Annotated in this window: 18 protein-coding genes; 10 read left to right on the top strand and 8 right to left on the bottom strand. The window is 64.8% G+C overall.

The genetic code is table 11. The features are described 5' to 3' along the window. Nucleotides 1-125: 125 nt before the first annotated feature. The 4 genes from IEX64_RS16825 (at nt 126) to IEX64_RS16810 (ending at nt 5502) form a co-directional block, all read left to right on the top strand. Nucleotides 126-1124, top strand: coding sequence for an Mrp/NBP35 family ATP-binding protein (locus IEX64_RS16825; protein WP_188821360.1), 999 nt, complete (start codon nt 126-128; stop codon nt 1122-1124). Beyond that, nucleotides 1124-3382 (top strand): molybdopterin cofactor-binding domain-containing protein, encoded by a 2259-nt coding sequence (locus tag IEX64_RS16820; RefSeq protein ID WP_188821358.1) that lies wholly within the window; start codon nt 1124-1126, stop codon nt 3380-3382. The genes IEX64_RS16825 and IEX64_RS16820 overlap by 1 nt, the downstream gene beginning before the upstream one ends. After that, nucleotides 3382-4389, top strand: a complete 1008-nt coding sequence (gene hemH, locus IEX64_RS16815) for a ferrochelatase (protein ID WP_188821356.1) — start codon at nt 3382-3384, stop codon at nt 4387-4389. Before IEX64_RS16820 ends, hemH begins: the two co-directional genes overlap by 1 nt. A gap of 105 nt (nt 4390-4494) precedes the next feature. After that, nucleotides 4495-5502, top strand: a complete 1008-nt coding sequence (locus tag IEX64_RS16810; protein WP_188821354.1) for a helix-turn-helix domain-containing protein — start codon at nt 4495-4497, stop codon at nt 5500-5502. A gap of 2 nt (nt 5503-5504) precedes the next feature. Here IEX64_RS16810 and IEX64_RS16805 read toward each other — a convergent pair whose 3' ends face one another. The 4 genes from IEX64_RS16805 to IEX64_RS16790 all read right to left on the bottom strand — a co-directional run bounded on the left by IEX64_RS16805 (nt 5505) and on the right by IEX64_RS16790 (nt 11267). Beyond that, entirely contained in the window at nt 5505-6377 is an 873-nt protein-coding gene (locus IEX64_RS16805; protein WP_188821352.1) for a transcriptional regulator, read from the bottom strand. A 125-nt stretch (nt 6378-6502) separates the two neighbouring features. Further along, entirely contained in the window at nt 6503-7924 is a 1422-nt protein-coding gene (locus IEX64_RS16800; protein ID WP_188821351.1) for an aldehyde dehydrogenase family protein, read from the bottom strand. Between the two features lie 149 nt (nt 7925-8073). Continuing rightward, complete coding sequence (locus IEX64_RS16795) at nt 8074-9849, bottom strand: thiamine pyrophosphate-binding protein (RefSeq protein WP_188821349.1); 1776 nt, start codon at nt 9847-9849, stop codon at nt 8074-8076. 188 nt (nt 9850-10037) lie between these two features. Then, nucleotides 10038-11267, bottom strand: coding sequence for a CaiB/BaiF CoA transferase family protein (locus tag IEX64_RS16790; protein ID WP_188821347.1), 1230 nt, complete (start codon nt 11265-11267; stop codon nt 10038-10040). 204 nt (nt 11268-11471) lie between these two features. Between IEX64_RS16790 and IEX64_RS16785 the strand changes: the two genes are divergently transcribed. The 5 genes from IEX64_RS16785 (at nt 11472) to IEX64_RS16765 (ending at nt 17769) form a co-directional block, all read left to right on the top strand. Continuing rightward, a complete protein-coding gene (locus tag IEX64_RS16785) occupies nt 11472-12638 on the top strand; it encodes an acyl-CoA dehydrogenase family protein (RefSeq protein ID WP_188821345.1) in 1167 nt (388 codons plus the stop codon). A gap of 205 nt (nt 12639-12843) precedes the next feature. Next, nucleotides 12844-13734, top strand: coding sequence for an HpcH/HpaI aldolase/citrate lyase family protein (locus tag IEX64_RS16780; RefSeq protein ID WP_188821343.1), 891 nt, complete (start codon nt 12844-12846; stop codon nt 13732-13734). A 114-nt stretch (nt 13735-13848) separates the two neighbouring features. Continuing rightward, nucleotides 13849-15120, top strand: coding sequence for an acetyl-CoA hydrolase/transferase family protein (locus IEX64_RS16775; RefSeq protein ID WP_188821341.1), 1272 nt, complete (start codon nt 13849-13851; stop codon nt 15118-15120). Nucleotides 15121-15374: 254 nt separating this feature from the next. Then, entirely contained in the window at nt 15375-16142 is a 768-nt protein-coding gene (locus IEX64_RS16770; RefSeq protein WP_188821339.1) for an enoyl-CoA hydratase/isomerase family protein, read from the top strand. 97 nt (nt 16143-16239) lie between these two features. Beyond that, on the top strand, nt 16240-17769 hold the full coding sequence (locus IEX64_RS16765) for a DHA2 family efflux MFS transporter permease subunit (RefSeq protein ID WP_188821337.1): 1530 nt from the start codon (nt 16240-16242) through the stop codon (nt 17767-17769). Nucleotides 17770-17772: 3 nt separating this feature from the next. Here the strand turns inward: IEX64_RS16765 and IEX64_RS16760 are convergent, their stop codons facing one another. The 4 genes from IEX64_RS16760 to IEX64_RS16745 form a co-directional block, all read right to left on the bottom strand. Next, nucleotides 17773-19008 carry a DUF1214 domain-containing protein gene (locus IEX64_RS16760; protein ID WP_188821335.1) on the bottom strand — a complete coding sequence of 412 codons (1236 nt, stop codon included), beginning with the start codon at nt 19006-19008 and terminating at the stop codon, nt 17773-17775. 2 nt (nt 19009-19010) lie between these two features. Continuing rightward, on the bottom strand, nt 19011-19820 hold the full coding sequence (locus tag IEX64_RS16755) for a sugar phosphate isomerase/epimerase family protein (RefSeq protein WP_188821333.1): 810 nt from the start codon (nt 19818-19820) through the stop codon (nt 19011-19013). Nucleotides 19821-19971: 151 nt separating this feature from the next. Beyond that, entirely contained in the window at nt 19972-21150 is a 1179-nt protein-coding gene (locus tag IEX64_RS16750) for a sulfotransferase family protein (RefSeq protein ID WP_188821331.1), read from the bottom strand. A 1-nt stretch (nt 21151) separates the two neighbouring features. Then, nucleotides 21152-22270 carry an LLM class flavin-dependent oxidoreductase gene (locus IEX64_RS16745; RefSeq protein WP_188821329.1) on the bottom strand — a complete coding sequence of 373 codons (1119 nt, stop codon included), beginning with the start codon at nt 22268-22270 and terminating at the stop codon, nt 21152-21154. Nucleotides 22271-22395: 125 nt separating this feature from the next. Between IEX64_RS16745 and IEX64_RS16740 the strand changes: the two genes are divergently transcribed. Then, nucleotides 22396-23508, top strand: coding sequence for a helix-turn-helix transcriptional regulator (locus IEX64_RS16740; protein ID WP_188821327.1), 1113 nt, complete (start codon nt 22396-22398; stop codon nt 23506-23508). Nucleotides 23509-23510 lie beyond the last annotated feature (2 nt).

The following is a 23510-nucleotide window of genomic DNA, read 5'->3' as shown; positions in this document are numbered from 1 at the left end:
TATAGGAACCCGTGCCGCAAAATACAGGGGCTCTCTTGCCCTTTTTCCGTGAGTACGCCACCTGAGCGGCCATGTGGCGCGCATTGAAGACCCTGTGGCGAAAGCAGCGTGAACCTGGAGAACGCATGACGACTGACGCTGGCGACCGATTGAGGACACTGCTTCCCCAGAATGCTGCGGAAAGGCTGCAGTCGCTGCGGCTTGCTGAAGGCCGCGCAACGCTGGTGCTCGATGCCACCGGACTGGCCACCTCCGACCGCGATGCCATGGAGGCCGCGGTCAAGCAGGCACTGGAAGGCGACGCCGAGGTCTCCGAGGTGCGCGTTGCGATGATGGCCGACAAGGCCGACGAAGCCGCACCGGTAAAGTCCGGCCCTGTGCAGAAGATCATTGCCGTGGGGTCGGGCAAAGGCGGTGTCGGCAAATCCACCGTCGCCACCAATCTGGCTGTCGCGCTGGCGCGCAGCGGGCGCAAGGTCGGCGTGGTCGATGCCGATATCTACGGCCCCTCACAAGCGCGGCTGCTCGGCACCGAGGGGCAGAAGCCTGTTGCCCACGACAGCCGGCTGGTGCCCGTTGCCAGCCAGTGGGGCGTGCCGGTGCTGTCGATGGCGCACCTCTCCAATCCCGGACAGGCCATCGCCTGGCGCGGGCCGATGGCGTCCGGCGCTGTAACGCAGTTGCTCCAAGGGCACTGGGACGACGCGGAGATCATTGTGGTCGACCTGCCGCCTGGCACGGGCGACATCCAACTGACCATGCTGCAGAAGTTCAAGCCGGCAGGGGCCGTCATTGTCTCCACGCCGCAAGACCTCGCCCTGATGGATGCGACGCGCGCGGTCGAACTGTTTTCCAAAAGCGGGGTGCCGATTATCGGCGTGGTCGAGAACATGGCGGGTTACATCTGCCCTCACTGCGGTGAAGTGAGCGATCCCTTCGGGACGGGCGGCGCGGAAGCGGCTGCCCGTGAAATGGGCACCGCGTTCCTCGGTCGCATTCCGCTCGACATCGCCATCCGCCGCGAAAGCGATGCGGGAACGCCGACCGCCGCCGGAGACGGTCCGCAGGCCGAGGCCTTTGCAAATCTGGCCCGCAGTGTTGCGGACTGGGTGGACAGCCGCTGATGGGTCTCACCCGCCGCGGCATCCTGATCGGGGCGTTGGCCGGCGGTGGCCTTGCAGTCGGCTATTACCTGCGTCCGCGCAATTTTCCGCTGCCGCTGGAACCGGGGCGAGGCGAATACGCCTTCGATGCCTGGATCAAGATCGGCAAGGATGGCGTCGTTTCGGTAGCCGTGCCGCAAGTGGAGATGGGCCAGGGCGTGACGACCCTGATCCCGCAGGTCGTGGCACATGAACTGGGTGCCGACTGGCGGCAGGTGGCCGTGCAGCCCGCGCCGGTCAGCGGGCTCTATGCCAATGCCGTGCTGGCCGCTCAGTGGGCGCCGCTGTGGATGCCGCTGGCACCGTCTCTCGCCGATGAGCCGGATGATCTGATCACGCGGCGCTGGGCGCAGGACACCCGCTTCAACGCCACCGCCGATGGCATGTCGCTGGCCGCCTACGAAGCTCCCACGCGCGCGGCGGCTGCTTCTGCCCGGGCCATGCTGATGCAGGCCGCCGGGCAGCGCTGGGGCGTGGCCTGGGAAGAGTGTGATACCCGCGATGGCTTTGTCGTCCATGGAGACAGGCGGCTGCCGTTCGGCGCCCTCGCCGAACAGGCCGTGACCTATTCCCCGCCCTCGACGCCGCCGTTGCGCCTCGAAGCCATGGCGGAGGCGCCGGGAGAGTTCCCGGCCGGTGCGCCGCTGCACTATCCGCGGCTCGACCTGCCCTCGAAAGTGGATGGCTCGTGGACGTTCGCAGGCGATGTGCGCTTGCCCGGCATGCTCCACGCCGCGATCCGACACGCCCCCATTGGCGCCAGCGCCTCGCTGGACGGGATCGATGAGGACGCGGTCAAGCGGCTCAAGGGCTATGTGCGCACGGTGAAGGGCGAAGGCTGGGTCGGCGCCATCGCGCAGGACTGGTGGACGGCCGAGACCGCGCTCACGCGGATGAAGCCCAAGTTCAGGGTCGCGGAGGGGCTGGAAACCTCTGAGATCGACAAGGTGATCGATGAGGCCATGCGTGCAGGCAAGGCGCATCGCATCCATGCTTCGGGCGATATGGACATCGTTAAGGGCGGCTTGCCGCTGCAACTGCGCTACGAAGTGGCGCCGGCGGTTCATGCGACGATCGAGACCTCCAGCGTCACGGCGCGCTACGATCAGGGGCGGCTAGAGTTGTGGATCGGAACGCAAGTGCCCGAGGCGACGCGCGAGGCGGCCGCGCGGGCGCTGGGGCTCGATCCGGGCAATGTCGTGCTTTACCCGATGGGGCTGGGCGGCAGCTTCGATCGCCGTCTTGAATTCGGTCATGCGGTCGAGGCGGCGCTTATGGCGAAAGAAGCCGGGCACCCCGTCCAGCTGACATGGTCGCGGCGAGAGGAGATGCGGGCAGGGCTCCCGCGCACGCCCGTGGTGGCGGTCATGGCGGCCCGGCCGGATACCGAAGGTGGCATTGCCGGGTGGCGTGCACGCGTTGCCGTGCCAGCGACGGCGCGCGAATTCGGACGGCGGCTGTTCGGTGGCGACAGTCCACAGGACGCCATCGAAGCCGTTGTCGGCGATGACGATGCGCTGGCGTTGGAGGGCGCTGTTCCGCCCTACGCCATTGCCAATGTCGCCGTCGATCACGTTCCTGCGACCATCCCGCTGCCCACCGCGCGCCTGCGGGGCAATGCCCATGGCTATACCGCCTTCTTCAACGAGAGCTTCGTCGATGAAATGGCGCACCGGGCCGGGCGCGAGCCGCTGTCTTACCGCATGGCCATGCTGGGCAACGACACGCGCCTTGCCGAATGTCTCCAGCGCGCGGCCGCGCTCGCGAAATGGGGCGGGGGCGGCGACAACAGCGGGCAGGGCATCGCCTGCCACGTCATCCGCGGCGGCCGCATCGCCTGTGTCGCCAGCGCGCGGCGCGACGAGACCGGGGTGCGGGTCGACCGGCTCAGCGCAGTTGTCGACGTCGGCCGCATCGTCAATCTCGACATCGCCCGCCAGCAGGTTGAAGGTGGGCTCGTGTTCGGCCTCGGCCATGTGCTCGGCTGTTCGATGCGCTATAGCAACGGGCGTCCGGACCGCGAACGCCTCAAGGACATGAACCTGCCGGTGCTGGCCGATTGCCCCACTATCGAGGTGGAGTTCATCGAGAGCACCGAGGATCCCGCGGACCCTGGCGAACTCGGCGTAGCCGTCGTGGCCCCGGCCGTGGCCAATGCACTTTATTCGGCAACGGGGCTGCGCTTTCGCCGTCTGCCGCTATTCGACGAGGAATTGTGATGCTGCCCTCCGACCATCCTACCATCGCGACCGGCGGCGTCGGCGTGCTGCTCGTCAATCTCGGCACGCCGGATGCGCCGACGCCCGATGCCGTGCGCCGCTATCTGGCGGAGTTCCTGTCCGACCGGCGCGTGGTCGAGATTCCGCCGATTGCGTGGAAGCCGATCCTGCACGGCATCATCCTGCGCACGCGCCCGGCGAAGTCCGCCCATGCCTATGCGCAGGTCTGGACCGACAAGGGCTCGCCGCTGGCCGCCATCACCGCCGGGCAGGCCGAAGCCCTGCAGGCGCGGCTGGGCGACGGGGTGAAAGTCGACTGGGCCATGCGCTACGGCAATCCCTCGATCCCCTCGAAGCTGCAGGCGATGAAGGACGGGGGCTGCGAGCGTATTCTGGTGGCGCCGCTCTACCCGCAATATTCGGGCGCGACGACGGCCTCGGTGATGGACAGCCTGAGTGCAGCACTCGGCGAAATGCGCTGGCAGCCCGCGGTGCGTACGCTGCCGCCGTACTACGACGATGCGGCCTACATCGACGCTCTGGAAGAAGACCTCGTGGCGCAGGTCGCGGCGCTCGATTTCGTGCCCGAAGTGCTGCTGCTGTCCTATCACGGCATGCCCGAGCGCACGCTGCATCTGGGCGATCCCTATCATTGCCATTGCCGCAAGACCTCGCGCCTGTTGCTCGAACGCCTGCAGCACCGGCTGCCGGGCGTGCGGGTCGAAACCAGCTTCCAGTCGCGTTTTGGCCGCGCGAAGTGGCTGGAACCCGCAACCGAGACGGTCCTGGCGGCGGAGGCTGCCTCGGGTACGCGGCGGCTGGCCATCGCCGCGCCGGGCTTTTCCGCCGATTGCGTCGAGACGCTGGAGGAACTGGCGATCCGCGGGCGCGAAGTCTTCGCCGAAGCCGGTGGAGAGCGCTACGCCGTGCTGGCCTGCCTCAATGATCGCGAACCCGGGATGGTGATGCTCGAGACACTTGTCCGCCGTGAACTCGGCGGCTGGTGAGGGTGATGCTTGCAAGGATTTAACCGTTCGGCAGGAATCCAATTCTTGACTTGATCCTTTTTTGTTCTACTCCTGTTCCTAAGAAGAAACACGGAGTCGGAACAGATGCACGACACGGACTTCCTTCAATCCGATTTTACCTATGGCGCCGGCGTTCCTGAAAAAGGGGCGACAGTCGGACCGTCCATTGCCTTGTCGATCTTTGCCGACCGCCCGCACTTGCGCGCCACCATGCGCGACGATGCGGAGGCGGCAGGACTGATGGTTTCCGCCAGCGGCGTGCTGACCGACCCGCTCGAAGGCAGTGCCCGCCCGCTGGGGGATGTCGTGCTCGTCGACTGCCCGCAGGTCGATGCCGAAGCGCTGGCGGCTCTCGCGCGGCTCGACATGCGCGCCGCGCGCTGTCACGCGCGGTTGATCGTCTCGACCACCATCGAGGCGCTCGACGTGGTGTTCTGCTGCATGGACCAGTCGGCTCCGGTGCTGCTTGTCGATCCCGACCGCGCCGAGCGGGTCATCGCTCTCGGGCAGGTGCTGGCGAGTTTCCCGTCGGGACGCCTACGGGAATTGTCGCAGGACGATCGCCTGATGCTGCTGCGCCTGTCCGAACAGGTGGGGCAGATTGCCGGCAAGATCGAAAGACTGGTTCCCGGCGACGCGGCCGACACAGGGCCGCAAGCCAGCGCCTTTCGCTTTATTGAGGATGCGAAGCCCCGGAATACCGGTGAGGACGCAGTTGCGGATAGCGGAGCATCGCGCCCGCCGCTTCCTGATCCGCGGCTGGTGCGCCGGATCATCCGTCAGCGTCAGCAGCGCGCCCGGTTTCTGGATGCCGACCTCTTTGCCGATCCTGCCTGGGACATGCTGCTCGATCTCATCGCGGCCCGGGTCGAACGCAAGCGCGTGTCGGTGACGTCACTGTGCATCGCTTCGGGCGTGCCGCCAACGACAGCCCTGCGCTGGATTGGTCAGATGGTCGAAGCCGGGCTGTTCGTCCGCGTCTGCGACGATACCGATCGCCGCCGCGCTTTCATCGAGCTGACCGAAAAGGCGGTCGATGCCATGGCGCGGTACTTCGATGAGCTTGCCCTTGCCGCGCCGATGCCGGTCTGATCTCAGGTCGCAGCGGAGTCCGGTTTCAGCATTGCATTGGCCCGGCTGATGGCCCGCCACGCCAGCGCCTTGCCCTTGTTGCTCGAAGGGAAAGGGCGCGGGCTGGAAGGCTTGAGGCCAAGCTTGCGCATCGCCCGGTTGAAGGCGCGGGCATCGGCCTCGGCATAGCTCCACTCAGAGCGCCAGGTAATCGACAGCGAGATCGAGGGCTCCGCGCCCACCTGCACCCAGTGCGGTGACTTGACCGGAACATGGATCGCTTCACCCGGCCCGATGGCAATCGCGGTGCCGCGCTCGGCAAAGTCGTCGCGGTACGTCAGGTTGCGGTGGTGCTCGCCCATGTGAAAGGCTTCGTGCACGCCCGGAGGGCTGATCGCTTCGTCCTCAACCGAAAAGAGCGTCATCGTCTTTGAGCCGTTGAGCTGAAGGAGGATGTTGTGCTCGGGGTCGAAATGGAACGGCGTGACGGCCCCCGGCGAGGATACGAAGATAAAGCCCTCGTGTTGCAGCATTTCGCCGGTGCGCGGGACCACCACGTCGGTCAGTTCCCCGAGAATGCGTTCGAGCAGCGCGCCGTAGGCCTCGATCTGCTCGATGCGCTTTAGGACCACCCACGATCCGGATTCGCCAATGTTGCGGATCGTCTCGACGACGCCGAGTTCGCTTGAGGGGACGTCTTCCGGGGCGATGCCGATGGGCAGTGAGCCGGGATTGTATTCGATGCTGTCCGCCGGGAGCGCTCCCGCAAGGTCTGCGAGGGCATCGAGTGTCAGCAGGGGATCGTCGGCAAGGAGATGGGTCAGCTTGCAGGTATGCCCCGGATAGGCCCCTGCGAAAGCCGTCTTGGCCGAACTGTCGAATACGGTGCCGTCCATGGCGCGATCCTTTCGTTTCGCCCTGGCGTGTAGCGGCCATCGGTTAACTTCCGGTTGGCTCCCCAAACGAAAACGGCCCGGATGTCGTGGGACATCCGGGCCGCTTCATGCAATCGGTCGAACCGTCAGGCGGGGTTCCAGCCGATGATCGCCTTGGTCTCGAGGTATTCCTCGAAGCCGTAGTCGCCCCACTCGCGGCCATTGCCCGAGCGCTTGTAGCCGCCGAACGGCGCATGGAAATCGAACCCGCCGTTCACCCAGATCGCGCCGGTCCGCATCTTGCGCGAGATTTCGCGGCAGGCGTCCAGGTCCTGACCCGAGACATAGCCGCCCAGGCCGAACATCGAATCGTTGGCGATCTCCACGGCGTGGTCGAGATCGTCGTAGCCGATGATCACGAGGACCGGGCCGAAGATCTCCTCGCGCGAGATGACCATGTCGTTGGTGCCGACGAAGACCGTCGGTTTCACGTACCAGCCCTTGTCGAGGCCATCGGGACGGCCCGCGCCGCCCGCGATCAGCTCGGCGCCTTCCTCAAGGCCCTTCTCGATGTACTGCTGGATGATGTTGTACTGGCTCTTCGAGACGACCGGGCCCATCGCGAAGTTGCCGTTCGGATCGCCCACGGTGACGCCGTTTGCGGCTTCGGTGGCGATCTTCTTCACTTCGTCCATGCGCGAATTGGGCACCAGCAGGCGCGAACCGGCCGAGCAGGTCTGGCCCGAGTTGCCCATCATGCCGGCAGTGGCAGCCGCCACGTGATCGGCCAGCGCGGCATCGTCGAGGACGATCCACGGGCTCTTGCCGCCCAGCTCCAGCCCGACGCGCTTGACGGTGTCGGCGGCGTCCTTCTGGATCTGCACGCCCACCGGCTCCGAGCCGGTGAAGGAGATCATGTCGATGTCCTCGTGCGTGGACATGGCGGTGCCGATCTCGCTGCCCTTGCCCTGCACCATGTTGAACACGCCCGCCGGCACGCCCGAATCGTGCAGGATCTCCGCGAGGATCTGGGCCGAATAGGGCGCAAGTTGCGGCGGCTTGAGGATCATTGTGCAGCCCGTGGCGAGCGCCGGGAAGATCTTCACGCAGGTCTGGTTCATCGGCCAGTTCCACGGCGTGATCAGGCCGCACACGCCGATCGGTTCCTTGCGGATCAGGGTGACGCCGCGCTCTTCCTCGAACTTGAACTCCTTGAGCACTTCGATCGCGGTGTTGAGGTGCCCGCTGCCGAGCATGGTGTGGAAACCGCAGGCGAGCGGACGCGGCGCGCCCATCTCTTCCATGATCGCCTCGCCCAGCTCCTGCTCGCGCCTGGCGTACTCGGTCTGGATGGTCTGGAGAAGTTCGAGCCGTTCCTTGACCGAGGTTTGCGAGTAGCTGGCGAAAGCCTTGCGGGCTGCCGCGACGGCCTTGTCCACGTCCGCCGGAGAGCCGAGCGAGATTTGGCCCGAGACTTCCTCGGTGGCTGGGTTGATGACTTCGGCGGTCCGCGGCGTGATGGGATCGACCCACTGGCCGTCGATGTAGAACTGGGTGTAGTTGCGCATGACCTGCTCCCAATATTTCTGCAGGGGTTTCAAAGCCAATGCCCGCACTGCGTTTACGGCAGTGCGGGCATCGTCATTCTATCGGGATAGCGCCCGGCGATGCGCCGGGTTCCCGCTGTACCGGAACCTATCGCTTCCGGCGTCAGCCATTACTGCGTGCCTTCGGCGTACCAGGTGCGGAATTCGCTGTACTGGGGCTTGTCCTCGGCATTGGCGACCGGGTCGATCTTCACGTGGATCACGGTCGGACCGCCGCGTTCGTAGGCCTTCTTGATGGCCGGGCCGATGTCGGCAGCGTCGGTGATGTATTCACCGTGCGCGCCGAAGCCTTCCGCGATCTTGTCGAAGCGGACCTTGTCGGACCAGTGCACGCCGGCCTCGTTGGTGCCGGTGCCGAAGGTCGAGCGGTAGATGCCGACCTCGAGGCCCCACTGGAAGTCGACGCCGACGACGCAGACCAGCGGCAGGTTCTTGCGAACCGCGACTTCCAGCTCACCGATGTGGAACAGGAACGAGGAGTCCGAAGTCACAAGCATGCCGGGACGCACCTTGCCGGTGGCGGCCTGGTCGGCGAGCATGGCGCCGGTCGCGTAGGGCAGGCCGGTGCCGATGTGGCCGTAGTTCTGGTTCCAGATCACATCGTGCGGCTTCGCCATGTTGTAGGTCCAGGTGTAGATCACCGTGGCGCCGCCATCGCGGATCATGATCCCGTCCTTCGGGAAAGCCTTGGTGGCTTCCACGATGAAGCGGGCAGTGTTCATCGCCACGTTGCCGGTGCCGTCGTCGCGGGTCTGCGATTCCTCATCGAGATCCTTGATCTGCTGGGCGTCGCCTTTCATGAATTCCTCAAGGCGCGGGTGGCCCGGAAGGGTCTTGCCCTCAAGCGCACGGACGAGCTGCGGCACGACGGCGCGCAGATCGCCGACCAGCGGGCAGTCGATCTCACGGTTTACGCCGATGGCGGTCGGGTCCTGCTGGACGTAGATCCACTTGCGGTTGGCTTCGTTGTCCACCCAGTGGCGCCAGCGGCCGTAGTGGCTCGGCTCGCCCAGCTCGGTGCCGAGCGCGATGCACAGGTCGCTTTCGACCACGGCATCGATGGACACTTCCGAGAAGCCGTAGGGGAAGGTGCGGTCTTCGATGCCCTCGATGAACGCGGTGCCGCCCGAGGTCTGGATGACCGGAGCGCCGATTTTGAGTGCGAGCTCCTTGACGGCCGCGCCGGACTTGCTGGTGTAGACGGCGTGACCGGCAAGGATGATCGGGTTCTTTGCCTTGGCGATCATCTCGGCGGCCTCGGCCACGCGATCACCGTCCGCACCCTGCATGGTCAGGCGATAGCGGTGCGGCGGCAGGGCCTCGGGAACGTCCAGCTCTTCCAGCACAGTGTGGTGCGGATATTCGATGTAGGACGGGCCGGGCGTGCCGGACATGGAAACGCGGATCGCCTCGCGGATGATCTCGTCGGTCTGGTCGGCATATTCGATCGAAGCCGAATACTTGACCGAATCCTCGATCATCGGTTCCTGGCGCACGAACTGGATGCGGCCACGGCGCACGCGGCGCTCGGTGATGCGGGCGCGCTGGCCGCCCATGAAGATCACCGGCGAGTTCTCGACCTTGCAGCACTGAATGGCGGGCATCATGTTCGCCATGCCCGGGCCAAGCGTACCGATGGCGAGCGCGGGCTTGCCGGTGATGCGCGTGGCGGCTTCGGCCATGAAGCCGGCGGCCGCTTCGTGGTGCGGCGAAACGACGGTCCAACCGCGACGCTCTGCCTCAAGGAAGAGGTGCACGAAGTTGGGATCGGGAATGCCGAAAAGCGTCTTGATGCCTTCAGCCTCGAACAGGTCGAGGATGCGCTTGTAGACGGGCACGCCCTTGGGCTTGGCGGTCGGGTCTGCCGGGGTATCGTCTGCGTACATAGGGTTGCCTTTCTTCGATCTCGATCCGGTTCAAATCGCGTAAGTTTCGTTCACGGCTCCGGACAGCGGACATGCTGTTGCCGAAGTGGACCGTGCGGGTGGATTTCAGTCACTCTCCCAAGGCGTGATCGCGATACGCGCTTTGCAGGAATGACTAAGCTCTCTTCCGTTCAAATCAACACTACTGTTCACTTGGAGGCATCTGCGCCTGCAGCAATCGCCTCGGCGTTCTCCTCCAGTTCGGCCAGCACGGCAGCGTTGTCCTCACCCAGCATCGGGGAGGGGCCATGGACCTTGCCCGGCGTCGCCGAGAACCAGGTCGGCACACCAGGAAAGCGCACGGGGCCCTGTGCGGTCTCGACCTCCTCGAAGAAGCCGATCGCGTTCAGGTGTTCGTTGTCGAACAGGTCGTCGGTCGAGCGCAGCGGGGCGCAGGGAATGTGCAGCGCCTTCAGCGTGTCGAGCCATTCCTGCGTCGTCCGGGTGAGGAAGGTCTCGCCCAGCAGGCCATAGACCCGGCCGATCTGCTTCGCGCGTTTTTCCAGCGTGGAGAACTCGTTGCCTCGTTCACCCATGGCCCATTCGGGCTGGATCGCCTCCATGAAGGCATTCCAGTGCTTGTCGTTGTAGACGAGCGCGGCGACGTAGCCGTCCTTGGTCTTGTAGGGGCGGCGGTTCTTTTCGACGGCGCGGTGATAGTGCGCGGGCGTGGTCGGCGGCGAGAACATGGCACCATTGGCGTGTTCGACCAGCATGAACGAGGACATGGCTTCGAACATGGTGACTTCCACTTCCTGGCCTTCACCAGTCCGCTCGCGGTGGAACAGTGCCATCATAGTGGCGTAGAGGGCATGGAGACCGGCGACCTTGTCGGCCATGATCGTGGCGACGTAGCCGGGCTCGCCGTTCATCAGGCCCTGAACATAGGGAATGCCGCATTCGGCCTGGATGGTGTCGTCATAGGCGGGCTTGTCGCTCTCGGGCCCACGACGGGAATAGCCGTAGCAGTTGGTATAGACGATGTCCGGACGGATCGCGCGGACCGACTCGTAGTCGAAGCCCAGCTTCCTGATCGCGCTGCCGCGCATCGAGTGGATGAAGACGTCGGCGGTGGCGATCAGCTTTTGCAGCGTCTGCTTGTCCTGCTCCTGCCGCAGGTCCAGCATCACCCCGCGCTTGCCGCGGTTCACGTTGACGTAGATACCGCCCATGCCCGGAACCGGGCCTTCGGTGATCCAGCGCGTGTTGTCGCCTGCGGGCGGCTCGACCTTGATGACCTCGGCACCCATGTCGGCCATGATCTGCGTGGCATAGGGACCGAATACGACACTGGTGAGGTCGATCACGCGAATCCCGGCCAGCGGTCCGCTACGCGCGGACGCGTCTGCCGTTGATGGGGATGGTGCCTCTTCAGCCATGTCGCTCTCCGTTATCTTGCGAGTCTGATAGCGCAGCCACGATAGCAGGTCCATGCGTATTTTCGTTCAACGAACCGATATCGGCACAAAGCTGGTTGTGCAGGGCGTCTTGCGCTGCTAATTCCCGTTCACGCTCAAACCGAAGCGAAACTGGGAAGGTCCGCGCTGCCGCGCGGCGTCTGTGCAGAGGAAAGGTCGAGTCCCGTGGATTTCTCACTCAACGAAGACCAGCAGAATATTCGCGAAGCTGTCCTGAAGCACTGCTCGCAGTTCTCCGACGAGTACTGGCTGGAAAAGGATCGCAGCGGCGAATTTCCGTTCGAATTCCACATGACGATGGCCGAGGCCGGATGGCTGGGCGTGGCCATGCCCGAATCGGTCGGCGGTGCCGGGCTTGGTATTACCGAAGCGGCGGTGATGATGCAGGCGGTGGCCGAGAGCGGCGGCGGCATGACCGCGGCTTCCGCGATCCACGGGCCTGTCTTCGGGCTGGAGCCGGTGATCCTGTTCGGCACGGAGGAACAGCAGCAGCGCATGATCCCGCCGATCCTGTCGGGTGAGGAGAAGATGTGCTTTGCCGTTACCGAGCCTAACACCGGTCTCGACACCACCAGCCTCAAGACCCGCGCCGAAAAGGTGCCGGGCGGTTACAAGGTGAACGGCGAGAAGATCTGGATCACCAACGCGCATGTGGCGGACAAGATGCTGCTGATCGCGCGCACTACGCCGCTCGAAGAGGTCAAGCGCAAGACCGAAGGGCTGACGCTGTTCTATACCAGGCTCGACCGTGAGCACATCGAGCACCAGCTGATCCCCAAGATGGGCCGCCACGCTGTCGGCTCGAACATGCTGTTCATCACCGACCTGTTCATTCCCGAGGAAGACCGCATCGGCGAGGAAGGGCAGGGCTTCAAGATCCTGCTGCAGGGCCTCAATCCCGAACGCGTGCTGCTCGGCGCCGAAGCGACCGGCCTTGGCCGCGTCGCGATTCAGAAAGCCAGCCGCTATGCCCGCGAACGCGTGGTGTTCGGTCGCCCGATCGGCCAGAACCAGGGCATCCAGCATCCGCTGGCCAAGGCCTGGATGCAGGTGGAGGCGGCGAGCCTCATGGTCCTCAAGGCCGCCACGCTGTTCGACAAGGGCGAGGACTGCGGCGCCGAGGCGAATGCCGCCAAGTTCCTGGCGGCAGAGGCCGGATACGAGGCCTGCCAGACGGCGGTCATGTCGATGGGCGGCATGGGCTATGCGCAGGAATATCATGTCGAACGCTATTTTCGCGAGGTGATGATTCCGCGCATTGCCCCGGTCAGCCCGCACCAGATCATGAACTACATCGCCGAGCGGGTTCTGGAACTGCCGAAGTCGTATTGACCATAGCTTCCTCCCCCTCGATGGAGGAGGGATACGAAGGCTTGTGGCCGCGCAGCGGACGCTAGCCGTAGTTGGGAGGGGGTGATGGCCCTCCCGCGTAAAGCCGCAGGGGCTGCATCACCCCCAACCAACTTCGCCTAGGCTCCTGCGTCGCCAAGGCTACGTATCCTTCCCCCATCGAGGGGGAAGGGATCGAGAGGATCCTATGCCCGTCCAGCACGAACCCATCTCCGCCCGCTCCTGGCTCTTTGCCCCGGGCGACAGCGAAAAGAAGATGACCAAGGCGATGGAGGGCGATGCCGATATCGTCCTGATCGATCTCGAGGATGCGGTGGCCATCGACAACAAAGCCAACGCGCGCCCGATGGTTCACGATTTCATCAAGGCCAATCCTCAGCAGCGCCACCGCCTGTGGGTGCGCGTGAACCCGCTCGACGGGCCTTACACGCTGCTCGATCTGGCCGCGGTGATGCCCGCGCATCCGGGGGGGATCATGCTGCCCAAGGTCTATGGCCGGCAGGACGTGGAAACGCTCGACAAGTATCTTGAGGCTTTCGAAGTCGCCAATGGCATCGAGCAGGGCTCCACCCCGCTGATCGTGCTGATGACCGAGACCGCGGAAGCTATGTTCCACTGGGGCGACTACAAGGACTGCCCGCGCGTGGTCGCGCTGACCTGGGGCGCGGAGGATCTGGCGGATTCGATCGGTGCCTCGTCCAACCGCAATCCGGACGGCTCCTATTCCTTCACGTATGAAATGGCCCGCAGCTTCTGCGTGCTGGGTGCGGCGACGGCGGGCGTGACCGCGATCGAGACGATCAGCGCTGACTTCCGCGATCTCGATGCGCTCAAGGCCCGCGCCGAAAAGGTTCGGCGCGACGGTTATGGCGGCATGCTGGCTATCCACCCGGCGCAGATCCCCGTGATCAATGCGGCCTTCACGCCGACCGAAGCCGAAATTGCCGAAGCGCAGGAAATCGTCGATGTCTTCGCCGCCAACCCCGGCGTGGGTGCGATAGGCTGGAAAGGTGGCATGCTCGACCGGCCCTATCTGGCCCGTGCCGAGCGACTGCTGAAGCAGGCAGGCAAGCTGTGATGCCGATCCACGCCCGCTCGTTCTGAGCCTGTCGAAGGACGCTGGCGCTGCGCGTGGATCTATCCTTCGACAAGCTCAGGATGAGCGGAGTGGGGAACGAGAGGTAACCCGGACATGACCGAAATTGTCATCCCAGAGGCATTGGACCTCTCCAAGTACCTGAAGGCCGGGGACCGCGTGGTCTTCGGCCAGGCCTGCGGCGAGCCCACAACGCTGGTGGAAGCGCTGATTGCCCAAGGGCCGGCCATCGGCGATCTCGGTGCCTTCATCGCCACCAGCTTCTCCGGCCTGTTCACGCCGGAAACCGCGAGCGCATTCCGCCTGTCCAGCATGGGGGCGATCGGCGCGCTGCGTTCGATGACCAAGGCCAACCTGCTCGACGTGATCCCCGTCCACGTCAGCCAGGTCGCACCGCTGATCGAATGGGGCGTGATGCCCTGCGACGTGGCGATGATCCAGGTGAGCCCGGCGGATGCCGAGGGCAATCACTCCTGCGGTCTGATCTCCGACTATGTGCGCGCGGCGGTCGAAAAGGCCCGCGTGGTGATCGCCGAAGTCAACGAACAGGTGCCCTACGTGCAGGGCGAACTGATCCCCGGCAGCGCTATCGACGTGGCAGTGCCGGTGTCCCGCACCCCGGTGGAAGTCGCGCCCGCCAAGATCGGTCCGACCGACGAGGCCATCGCGAAATTCTGCGCGGAATACATCGGTGATGGTTCGGTGATCCAGACCGGCGTCGGCGCGGTGCCTGATGCGATCCTGCGCCTGCTGCACGACCGCAAGGATCTGGGCGTCCACTCGGGCATGCTGGGTGACGGTCTCGTCGAATTGGCCGAGGCCGGCGTGCTCACCAATGCGCGCAAGGAAATCGACACCGGCGTTTCGATCAATGGCGCGCTGATCGGCACGAAGCGGCTCTACGACTGGGCGCACAACAACCCGTCGATCCGCATGACGCCGACCAGCTACACCCACGATGCGGGCGTGCTGGGCCGGCTCTCGCGCCTCGTCACGATCAACTCGGCGGTCGAGGTCGATCTCACCGGGCAGGTCAATGCCGAGCAGGTGGGCAATTCCTATGTCGGCGGCACTGGCGGGCAGGTGGACTTCGTGCGCGCCGGTGCCCGTTCGCCGGGCGGCGCTTCGCTGATGGTGCTGGGCGCGACCGCGAAGGGCGGAACGCTGAGCAAGATCGTGCCAAAGCTCGGCGGACCCGTCACTTCCGCTCGCACCGAGGTCGATATCGTCGTTACTGAATTCGGCGCGGCAGAACTGAAAGGCCAGTCGCTGGCCGAACGCGCTCGGCGGCTGGTCGCTATTGCGCACCCGGATTTCCGGGAAGAGCTGGACCGCACGGCCCACGAAATCGCGAAACGTGGGTTCTGACATGATCACGCGGAGGCGCGGAGACGCGGAGCAAGCAGGTTCGCGCAAAGCCGCAGAGGCGCGAAGAGGCCGCACGACGCCGCCGGCGTCTGTCTGGCAATCTGCTGTGGCGACTGACGCAACGGATGTTACGAAAGCGGCTTCGCCGCAAACGCCCTCTCTTCGCGCCTTTGCGCCTTTGCGCCTTTGCGCGAACGTGCCTTTCTATTCTCCGCGTCCCCGCGCCTCCGCGTGAGCCAAATGGAATCTCTGTCATGACCGATGCCGTTCTTTACGATGCCCGCGAAGATGGCATCGCGATTCTGACCATCAACCGCCCGGATCAGCGCAATTGCCTCAGTCGCGACGTGCGCGAGGGGCTGCGCGAGGCCTGGACGCGGTTCGAGGCGGACGATGCCATGCGCATCGCCATCCTTACCGGTAGCGGCGAAAAGGCCTTCTGCGCAGGCGGCGATCTCAAGGAGATGGTCGAGACGGGCATGAAAGTGCCGCCGCGCGACATGTTCCCGCTGCCCTACGACAGCATCGAACTGAGCAAGCCGACCATCGCCGCGGTCAATGGCCATGCCATGGCGGGCGGCTGGATGATCGCGCAGGCCTGCGACCTGTGCGTCGCCAGCACCAACGCCAGGTTCGCGATCACCGAGGTGAAGGTCGGGCGCGGCTCGCCCTGGGCGGCGCCGCTGATCCACATGATCCCGCAGCGCATCTTCATGGAGATCGTGCTGACCGGAAAGCCGATCACGGCAGAGCGCGCCTATGAGATTGGTCTGGTCAATCGCCTGACCGAACCCGGCGGTGCGCTTGATGCGGCGATCGAACTGGCGAAGGAAGTGCTGGAAGGCGCTCCGCTGTCGGTCAAGGCCGCGCGCGAGACAGTGATGCTTTCCACCGAAATGGGCCGCAGCGCTGCCTTGCAGGCCGCCCGTGCCGCGCACGAGCTGACCTATCATTCCGAAGATGCGCAGGAAGGCCCGCGCGCCTTTGCCGAAAAGCGCAAGCCGGAGTGGAAAGGGCGCTGATCCCTATCGGTAGCGCGATGCTGCTGGCGCCGCGCTTGTCCGTCGGCGCCGCGCATGCGAGAGTTGCTAAGCACGCTTAGTATAACCGCAGGGGACTATGGACAGCGCGACTTATCCCGATCCGTCGCGCCGGTTGCTGATCACGGGCGCCACGATCCTCGCCGTGCTGATGGTGACGCTCGACGGCACCATCGCGGTGATCGCGTTGCCCCACATCCAGAGCGCGCTGGGTGCCTCGCAGGATCAGATCGCGTGGGTTCTCACCTCCTATCTGCTGGCCGGTGCCATTGCGACGCCACTGGCGGGCTGGCTGGCGGACCGGTTCGGGCGGGTGCGCGTCATGGCGCTGTCGGTGGTTGGCTTCACGATCAGTTCGGTCGCCTGCGGGCTCGCGCCGACGCTGGAGTTTCTGGTTTTCGCGCGCATTGTGCAGGGCTTTTCGGGGGCGAGCCTCGTCCCGCTGAGCCAGGTCCTGCTGCTCGACATTAACCCGCCGGAAAAGCAAGGACCGGCGATTGCCGCCTTCGGCATGGGCACTCTGCTCGGGCCTATGATGGGGCCGGTTCTGGGAGGCTGGCTGACCGAATACGTGTCGTGGCGCTCGATCTTTCTGGTCAATGCGCCGGTCGGCGTGGTCGCCTTGCTGGGGCTGATGATCTTCGCGAAGGAAGTGCACCTCAGTCGTGCCAGCCCTTTCGATGCGCGCGGGTTCGCATTCGTCTCTGTCTCGATCGCGGCGTTCCAGCTCATGCTCGATCGCGGACAGATGCTCGACTGGTTCGATTCGACCGAGATCTGCATCGAGGCGACCGTTGCAGGACTGTTTGCCTATATCGCCGTCGTCCACATGCTCACCGCCCGCGATCCGTTCATCAAGCCGGTGATCTTCAAGGACCGCAACTTCCTGCTCGGCACGATGCTGTCCGCCGTGACCGGGGTCTTCCTGACGGGCGTGATCCCGATCATGACCAGCATGATGCAGCAACTGCTGGGCTATCCGGTTCTGCTGGCCGGTCTGATCTCCACCCCGCGCGCGATCGGCAATCTCCTGACGATCATGGTCGTGGGGCGCCTCGTCTCCGTGATCGACGCGCGCTACCTGATTTTCGCGGGAATGGCCTTGCTGGTGGGCAGCCTGTCTCTGCTGTCGTCGATGTCGCTCGAAGTGAGCCAGGCGCGCATGGGGTTCGTTACCTTCTTGCAGGGCTGCGGATCGGGCCTGCTGTTCCTGCCGCTGACGATGATCGTCTTTTCTACCCTGCCGAGAGAGCACCGCAACGAGGGCTCGACGATCTTCACGCTGGTGCGCAACCTGTCGGGCGCGGCGGGCATCTCGCTGATCCAGGCGGCGACGATCCGCGATCAGGCGCAGGTGCAGTCACACCTCGTGGAACGCGTGCGGGCGGACAATCCGGTGATAGCCTGGAGCATGCCGGATTTCGACGTGACGAATGTCCCGGGCGTGCAGGCAATCATGGGAGAGATCAGCCGGCAGGCAGCCATGGTCGCCTACGTCAATTCCTATCGTGCGATCCTGATCATGGCCGTGCTCGCGGCACCGCTGGCGCTGCTGATGCGCAAGGCGTCTCGTGCACCGGAGCCGGTACCTTCGGTTCACGCCGAGTAGCGATCAGATCCCGAAGCGCAGTTTGATTGCGCGGTAGCGTTCCATCAGCATGGCTGCGCGCTGTTTGGGCGAAACCGTGGCGGTGCCTGCAAGCAGGTGCTCCATCACCTCCGCACGCTTCACCAGCCGGGTGCGGAAGCTCGCCGGGTTCTGGCTCATCAGGTTGCGGTAGGTGAGGTTGCCGTCGCTGAAGCCTTGGGTGTCGAGCCAGTTGTGCACGCCGGGATCGTCGTGCGCGATGACGAAGCGCACGACATTGTCCGGATCGACTTTGGTGCGCGCGGGTGTGTAGCTGACCGGGCGGTGGAGGAAGTCCATCGACCCCATGAAGGCGCCGCCCATGCCGAAGATCCAGAAGCCGTCGTGCATGTCCATCTCGACGATCAGTGCCTCGTCGGGCTCCAGGCGCCAGATCATATGCGCGGCCATGCGTCCGCGCTTGGCGTCCGAGGCATCGTTGGCGGACTTGTCGGCAGGGAAGGCATTGAGCTGATCGGGATCACAGACCCCGCGCGAGGTCATCCACGAATGCTCGGGCCATTGTTCCATCAGTCCGGAGACGAAGCGTCCGGCCCAGTCCATGGCTTCGGTCATGCGCTCGGGCGAGGGCATCGGGCGCGGCTCGGCCATGCCGATGCGTTCTATCGAAAGCGTCGTGGGCGTCTCGCCCCAGGCATCGAAGGCCTCGCGGATGAAGAGCTTGCGGCTACCCGGCGTGGTGGGCAGCCAGTTGGCCGACCGCTCCTCGCCGCCGATGAACAGTTCGAAGGTCCCGTCGGCATCGGTCTCGATCTGCGCGCCGAGGATGTTGCACTCGGGGATGTCGCCGAAGGGCTCATGCAGGCTGGGCCAGTCGGTGCCGGGGATCTTCTCCGGACGCGGCCCCTGTACGGTGATGTTGAGCCAGCGCGCGGTGCCGCGCTTGCCGGTAATCCGGTAGGCGTGTTCGCCGGAGATCCATGCCTGCCGATAGGTGAAGTCGGCGACGTCCCCGCCCAGCTTCATCGTCGGCGTCGTGAAGTAGTGGATCTGCGGGAAGGCCGGATCCTTGGTTTCCAGCGCAAGGTCGAAGGCCTGCCCGAGGTTCTGCGTCAGGAACCGGAAAGCATCCGCGCGCTGCAGCGGATTGGCGGGGTTGGCATCCTTGAACGCATGGGCGCCGGCCTGCTTGAGATCGTCGCAGAACCGGTCCCACGCTGCCTTGAGGTCCTTGTCGGCAGGGGCGTCGCCATAGGGCATGTTCAGGCTCCCAGTTTTGTAAGCAGGTTGGAAAGGTAATCGGCCGCACGTTTGCTGGCAGCCTGCGCGCCTTCCTGCTCGATGCGCGGACCGACGAGTTCGAGATCGAACAGCCCGGCGTAGCCGAGGTTGAGAATATCGCCGATAATGCGTTCCAGCGGCACGGCGCCATCGCCCGGCACGGCACGGTTCGGCGCGGTGCGGTCGCCGAGAACATAGTCGCTGACCTGCACGAGTCCGGTCAGCGGCATGGCCTCGGCCATGTTCTCTTTCAGCCCGGCTTCCATCCAGCAGGGCTGGATATCGATGCACACCCCGATCCCGGCCGCTCGGGCAAGCCGGGTCGTGTCGGGCAGGGTATGCGCGATATGAATGTCGACGTTGAGGGCGGAGGCATTTTCGACCAGCAGCGCCACGCCCTTTTGCTGCGCCGCCTCGAGGCAGGGGGCGATCAACTCGGCGAACCGGTCCGCCGCCTGTTCCCATGACAGCGCGCCTCGTCCGCCGGTCACCAGATAGATCGAGGGCGCCCCCATGTCCGCGGCCATGTCGATGGCTTGCAGCAGACCCTTGGTGGCGCCGCCGCTGTCGCTTTCGAGGTCGGGACGCATGGCGAAGGGGTGGTTGATGCAGCCCGGCTTTACCCCGGTTTCAGCCAGTGCCTTGCGGGCTGTCTCCAACTCACGGGGCTGCTCGAGCTTGGGCGTGACGAGCGTGCAATGCTGCACTCCGATGCTGCAGCAAAAATCGACGAACGCCGCCGTCGATTCGGCCATGAAAGCGACCTGATGCAGGCAGACGCGAGGATGCATCAGATCCTCCCCGGCACGGGGAGGGGGGCCATGCGCAGCATGGTGGAGGGGCACTGGCGGTTTGCATGTCGCCGAAAGGGAGCGCGTTGCTGCACCTGCCCCTCCCCCATCCGCTTAGTGCATGGTCTCCCTCCCCATACTGGGGAGGATTTCACTTCCTGACCTCTATCGGCACCCCGAAGCGTTCGCGGAACGGTGCGAACTCTGTATTGAGCTCGTCGATGTCATACCCCGCGTCGGCCAGTACCTGGGTCGAGTATTTGAACTTGCCGTGCCGGTCGCCCTTGTTGTTGGCGAGGTAGTCCCGCATTGCCGCCTCCTGCCGCTCGCCGAAGGGCCGCCCGGCGAACTCGTAGTAGCCCCGGATCGTCGCGATCGGATCGGCCACGAAGTCGCGATAGAGCACGTGGTGGATGCGCGGGTCGTTCACCATCGGATTGCTCATGGTATTGCCGATCGACCAGCGCACCCGCTCGAGGTGCATCTTGGCTTCCTTCACGAGGTCGATCTTGCCGACGATGCCTTCCATGATGTCAGACATCATCATCGTCGAACTGGCTGCGACCATCACCGGATCGCGGTGCAGCCAGACCAGCGTCGCATCGGGATAGGCCGCGAAGAATTCCTTGAGGCGCGTGGTGTGGAAACCCTTGAGCACCCAGTACTTGGGCTCGCGCTTGTACTGGAAGGCCTGCAGCATGGCCTTGTGGATTGTGTACTGCGCGCTCGGATCGGTGGGCAGGCCGAACGAGAGGTTCTGCATCGGCACGCGCCACCATGCCGTCGGCGTCATCACCCGGAAATCGAAAGCCCAGGTGCGTTCGTCCTCGGGCAGGCCATTGCCGAGCATGTCGTTGTAGGGGTGGCAGTGCAGCCACTTCCACATCTTGGTGTTGATCTCTTCCCATTCCGCATCAGCCTGGGCCTTGCGCGGGTCTTCACCGGCGACAGCGCCCGGCGGCGGGGAGGGGTGCATCACTTCCCAGAAGCGCAGCGCCCGCGCATCGGGATCGACCGACATCAGCGCGTGCATCAGCGTGGTGCCCGAGCGCGGCTCGCCGGTGGCGAACAGCGGCCGGTCGATCACTTCGTGGGCAAGCGGATAGTCCTTGCGGTCCTGAAAGAACTTCAGGCGATCGGTCAGCAGCCAGTGGATGTTCTCGGCGGCGGCCTTGCGCCCGGCTTCGTCCATCGGGATCTGATTGATATGCTGCACCGCCAGCGCAAAGCGCTCGGGAAAGCGCTCGTCGGCCCAGTCGGACAGGCCGGTTTCGTCCATCGCATGCTGCAGCAGCTGCCGGGCGTCGAGATCGGTCATCGTTTCGGACATGTCAGCCCTCCACCAGCTTCTGGATCTCGTCCTCGGTCTCGCGGACCTTGGCTGCGGACGTGGCCGAGAACTTCATCCCGCCCATGGCGCCGTATTCCATCAGCTTGTAGACGCGCGCACCGGCATCGGTGAACCCTTTGATCTTGAGTGCGACTTCCTTTGGCGTGCCGACCGGCAGGATGTCGCGGATCGCCTGGGGGTTCATCTCGTCGCAGAATTTGAGCATGGCCTCGCGGCTCAGCTTTACCGGATCGAAATCCATGATGCCGCGCCAGTCCGGCCCCATCGGGTGCTCATAGCCGAACTCGGCAAGATCCTTGGCCGTGATCATCAGGATGATCGACTTGACCATCGGAGCCCGCAGCATTTCCTCGACTTCGTCGGGTTCGCCGATCAGGCAGATCTGGGTAAGCGCCGGAGTGAAGTGGCTCATGTCGCGCCCGGCGGCATCGCCGGCATCGAGGATCGTCTTGAGCTTGGCGGCATAGTCCTCGGGCGTCCAGGCCCCGGCCGGCCACCAGCCGTCGGCTTCGCGCCCGGTGATGCCGAGCATGCGCGGGCCCGCGGCACCTGTCCAGATCGGCGGGGCCTTGCCGTCGTAGAACTCGGTATCCATGCGCGCATGTTCGAGCTTGTAGAACTCGCCTTCGAAATCGACGGGCCCGTCCGAATGCCACAGAAGCTTGATGACTTTGATGGCTTCCTCGAAGCGGCCTACCGGTTTCTTGAAGTCAAAGCCGTAGGGCACCGTGTTCTCCAGTTCGCCCGAGCCGAGGCCGAGAATGAAGCGGCCTTTGGACAGGTGGCTGATGGTCAGCGCGCTCTGTGCGAGCAGCGAGGGGTGGCGGCGCACCGTATCGACCACGGTGGTGGCGAGCGGCGTGTTCTTGGTCAGAACCGCGGCTGCCGCGCTCACGGCCATGCCGTCGAGGTGGCGGTGCGGACTGGGCGAGGCCTTGGCGAGATCGGTGAATTCGGGTGTCCAGATCGAATCGGGCCAGAAGCTGACCATGTGATCGGGCAGCCAGATCGAGTGGTAGCGGCCAGAGTCATACTCTCCGACCATGTCGATCCCGAGCGGCAGGGTGGTGCGCAGGAATGCTGCGGGTTGCACTTTCATTGCGTCTTGTCCTCTCCCGGTCGCGGCCCGGAACGCTGTGGTGATGCTTCCCGGGTGCCGCGTTGTCCGTGTCCGATTTGTGGGCTAGGGGCCGGAAGAAGAAAATTCCCATTTGGGGATGCATAATGTTGTCGAGCGAGGATGCTGCGGCGCTGCTGGCGCCGCTGATCGAAGGACTGGTGGAAGACCCGCCCTGGCGCGGTTTCCTCGATGCCTTGCGTGCGCGTGTCGCGGGCGACTATGCCAGCCTTGTGTTCCGCCCCCTCCCGCTCGGCACGCCCGAAGCCCGGGTGATCCACCTCTATTCCGGCCAGCCGTCGCCGCCGCCGGTTTCGCGGCACTATCGCGAAAATCTCTATCTCCTCGACCCGATGCCCTACCACGAGATGGAAGAGGGCAAGACATTCCGGCTGGAAGATCTGCTCCAGTTTGGCGACCCGCGCCACGATGCCTATCTGTCCGAGCTCCTTGTCCCCTCAGGCATGAATCACATGCGCATGATCCGCTTTGCGGAAGGCGGCGGTGTCAATGGCTGGATCACGATCACGCGGTGTGACGGTGAGTTCGCGTCCGAGGTCGATGGCTTGCTGGAAGACCTGGCGCCGCACTTGCGGTCCGCGCTTGCAAGCTTCGTTGTTCTCGAGCGCGAGCGGATGACGGCATCGGTCGCAAAGGAAGCCGTGCGGAGGATGAATTTCGGCTGGGTCACTCTCGACAGCGAGGGGCGGGTGCTCGATGCCGATGTTCACGGGACGCAGATGCTCGAAGGGACCGGGAGGCTCTCGCGCGGCAAGGATGGGCGGCTGACGGCCCGCGATCCAGAACTTCGACGGCAATTGCTGGCAGCGATCCGTGACATGGAAGGCAATCCGCAGGCCCGTCCGCGCGCGCTCGTGCTCAGCCGCGAGCCCTGGCTGGACTTGCTGCTGGTTCCCTCCGGCCAGCGGATGGGCACGACGCAAGCGGCGCCGGCGATCGTCTGCTACCTCCATGCAGACAACTGGTCCTCGGCAGACCGCTGCGAACAACTGGCCCAGCTTTTCGATCTGGCGCCGAGCGAAGCGCGGCTGGCGCTTGCGCTCAGCCGCGGCATGTCGATCAGCGAGGCGGCGCCCGATCTCGGGCTGACGGTCGAGTCGGCCCGGACTTATTCCAAACGCATCTACGCCAAGACCGGCGCGCGCGGGCAGGCCGATCTGGTGCGCTTCATTCACCGTTCGGTCCTGGTGATCGCGTGAGG

The organism is Novosphingobium indicum, assembly GCF_014645195.1.
In the GTDB taxonomy this organism is placed as follows: domain Bacteria; phylum Pseudomonadota; class Alphaproteobacteria; order Sphingomonadales; family Sphingomonadaceae; genus Novosphingobium; species Novosphingobium indicum.
The sequence above is the reverse complement of the archived record's forward strand: the minus strand, read 5'-3'. Positions and strand labels throughout refer to the sequence as shown.

Excerpts from the sequence above, each read along its gene's own strand:
- IEX64_RS16825 (WP_188821360.1), top strand. The coding sequence starts at position 126 with ATGACGACTGACGCTGGCGACCGATTGAGGACACTGCTTCCCCAGAAT.
- IEX64_RS16820 (WP_188821358.1), top strand. The coding sequence starts at position 1,124 with ATGGGTCTCACCCGCCGCGGCATCCTGATCGGGGCGTTGGCCGGCGGT.
- hemH (WP_188821356.1), top strand. The coding sequence starts at position 3,382 with ATGCTGCCCTCCGACCATCCTACCATCGCGACCGGCGGCGTCGGCGTG.
- IEX64_RS16810 (WP_188821354.1), top strand. The coding sequence starts at position 4,495 with ATGCACGACACGGACTTCCTTCAATCCGATTTTACCTATGGCGCCGGC.
- IEX64_RS16805 (WP_188821352.1), bottom strand. The coding sequence starts at position 6,377 with ATGGACGGCACCGTATTCGACAGTTCGGCCAAGACGGCTTTCGCAGGG.
- IEX64_RS16800 (WP_188821351.1), bottom strand. The coding sequence starts at position 7,924 with ATGCGCAACTACACCCAGTTCTACATCGACGGCCAGTGGGTCGATCCC.
- IEX64_RS16795 (WP_188821349.1), bottom strand. The coding sequence starts at position 9,849 with ATGTACGCAGACGATACCCCGGCAGACCCGACCGCCAAGCCCAAGGGC.
- IEX64_RS16790 (WP_188821347.1), bottom strand. The coding sequence starts at position 11,267 with ATGGCTGAAGAGGCACCATCCCCATCAACGGCAGACGCGTCCGCGCGT.
- IEX64_RS16780 (WP_188821343.1), top strand. The coding sequence starts at position 12,844 with ATGCCCGTCCAGCACGAACCCATCTCCGCCCGCTCCTGGCTCTTTGCC.
- IEX64_RS16775 (WP_188821341.1), top strand. The coding sequence starts at position 13,849 with ATGACCGAAATTGTCATCCCAGAGGCATTGGACCTCTCCAAGTACCTG.
- IEX64_RS16770 (WP_188821339.1), top strand. The coding sequence starts at position 15,375 with ATGACCGATGCCGTTCTTTACGATGCCCGCGAAGATGGCATCGCGATT.
- IEX64_RS16765 (WP_188821337.1), top strand. The coding sequence starts at position 16,240 with ATGGACAGCGCGACTTATCCCGATCCGTCGCGCCGGTTGCTGATCACG.
- IEX64_RS16760 (WP_188821335.1), bottom strand. The coding sequence starts at position 19,008 with ATGCCCTATGGCGACGCCCCTGCCGACAAGGACCTCAAGGCAGCGTGG.
- IEX64_RS16755 (WP_188821333.1), bottom strand. The coding sequence starts at position 19,820 with ATGCATCCTCGCGTCTGCCTGCATCAGGTCGCTTTCATGGCCGAATCG.
- IEX64_RS16750 (WP_188821331.1), bottom strand. The coding sequence starts at position 21,150 with ATGTCCGAAACGATGACCGATCTCGACGCCCGGCAGCTGCTGCAGCAT.
- IEX64_RS16745 (WP_188821329.1), bottom strand. The coding sequence starts at position 22,270 with ATGAAAGTGCAACCCGCAGCATTCCTGCGCACCACCCTGCCGCTCGGG.
- IEX64_RS16740 (WP_188821327.1), top strand. The coding sequence starts at position 22,396 with ATGTTGTCGAGCGAGGATGCTGCGGCGCTGCTGGCGCCGCTGATCGAA.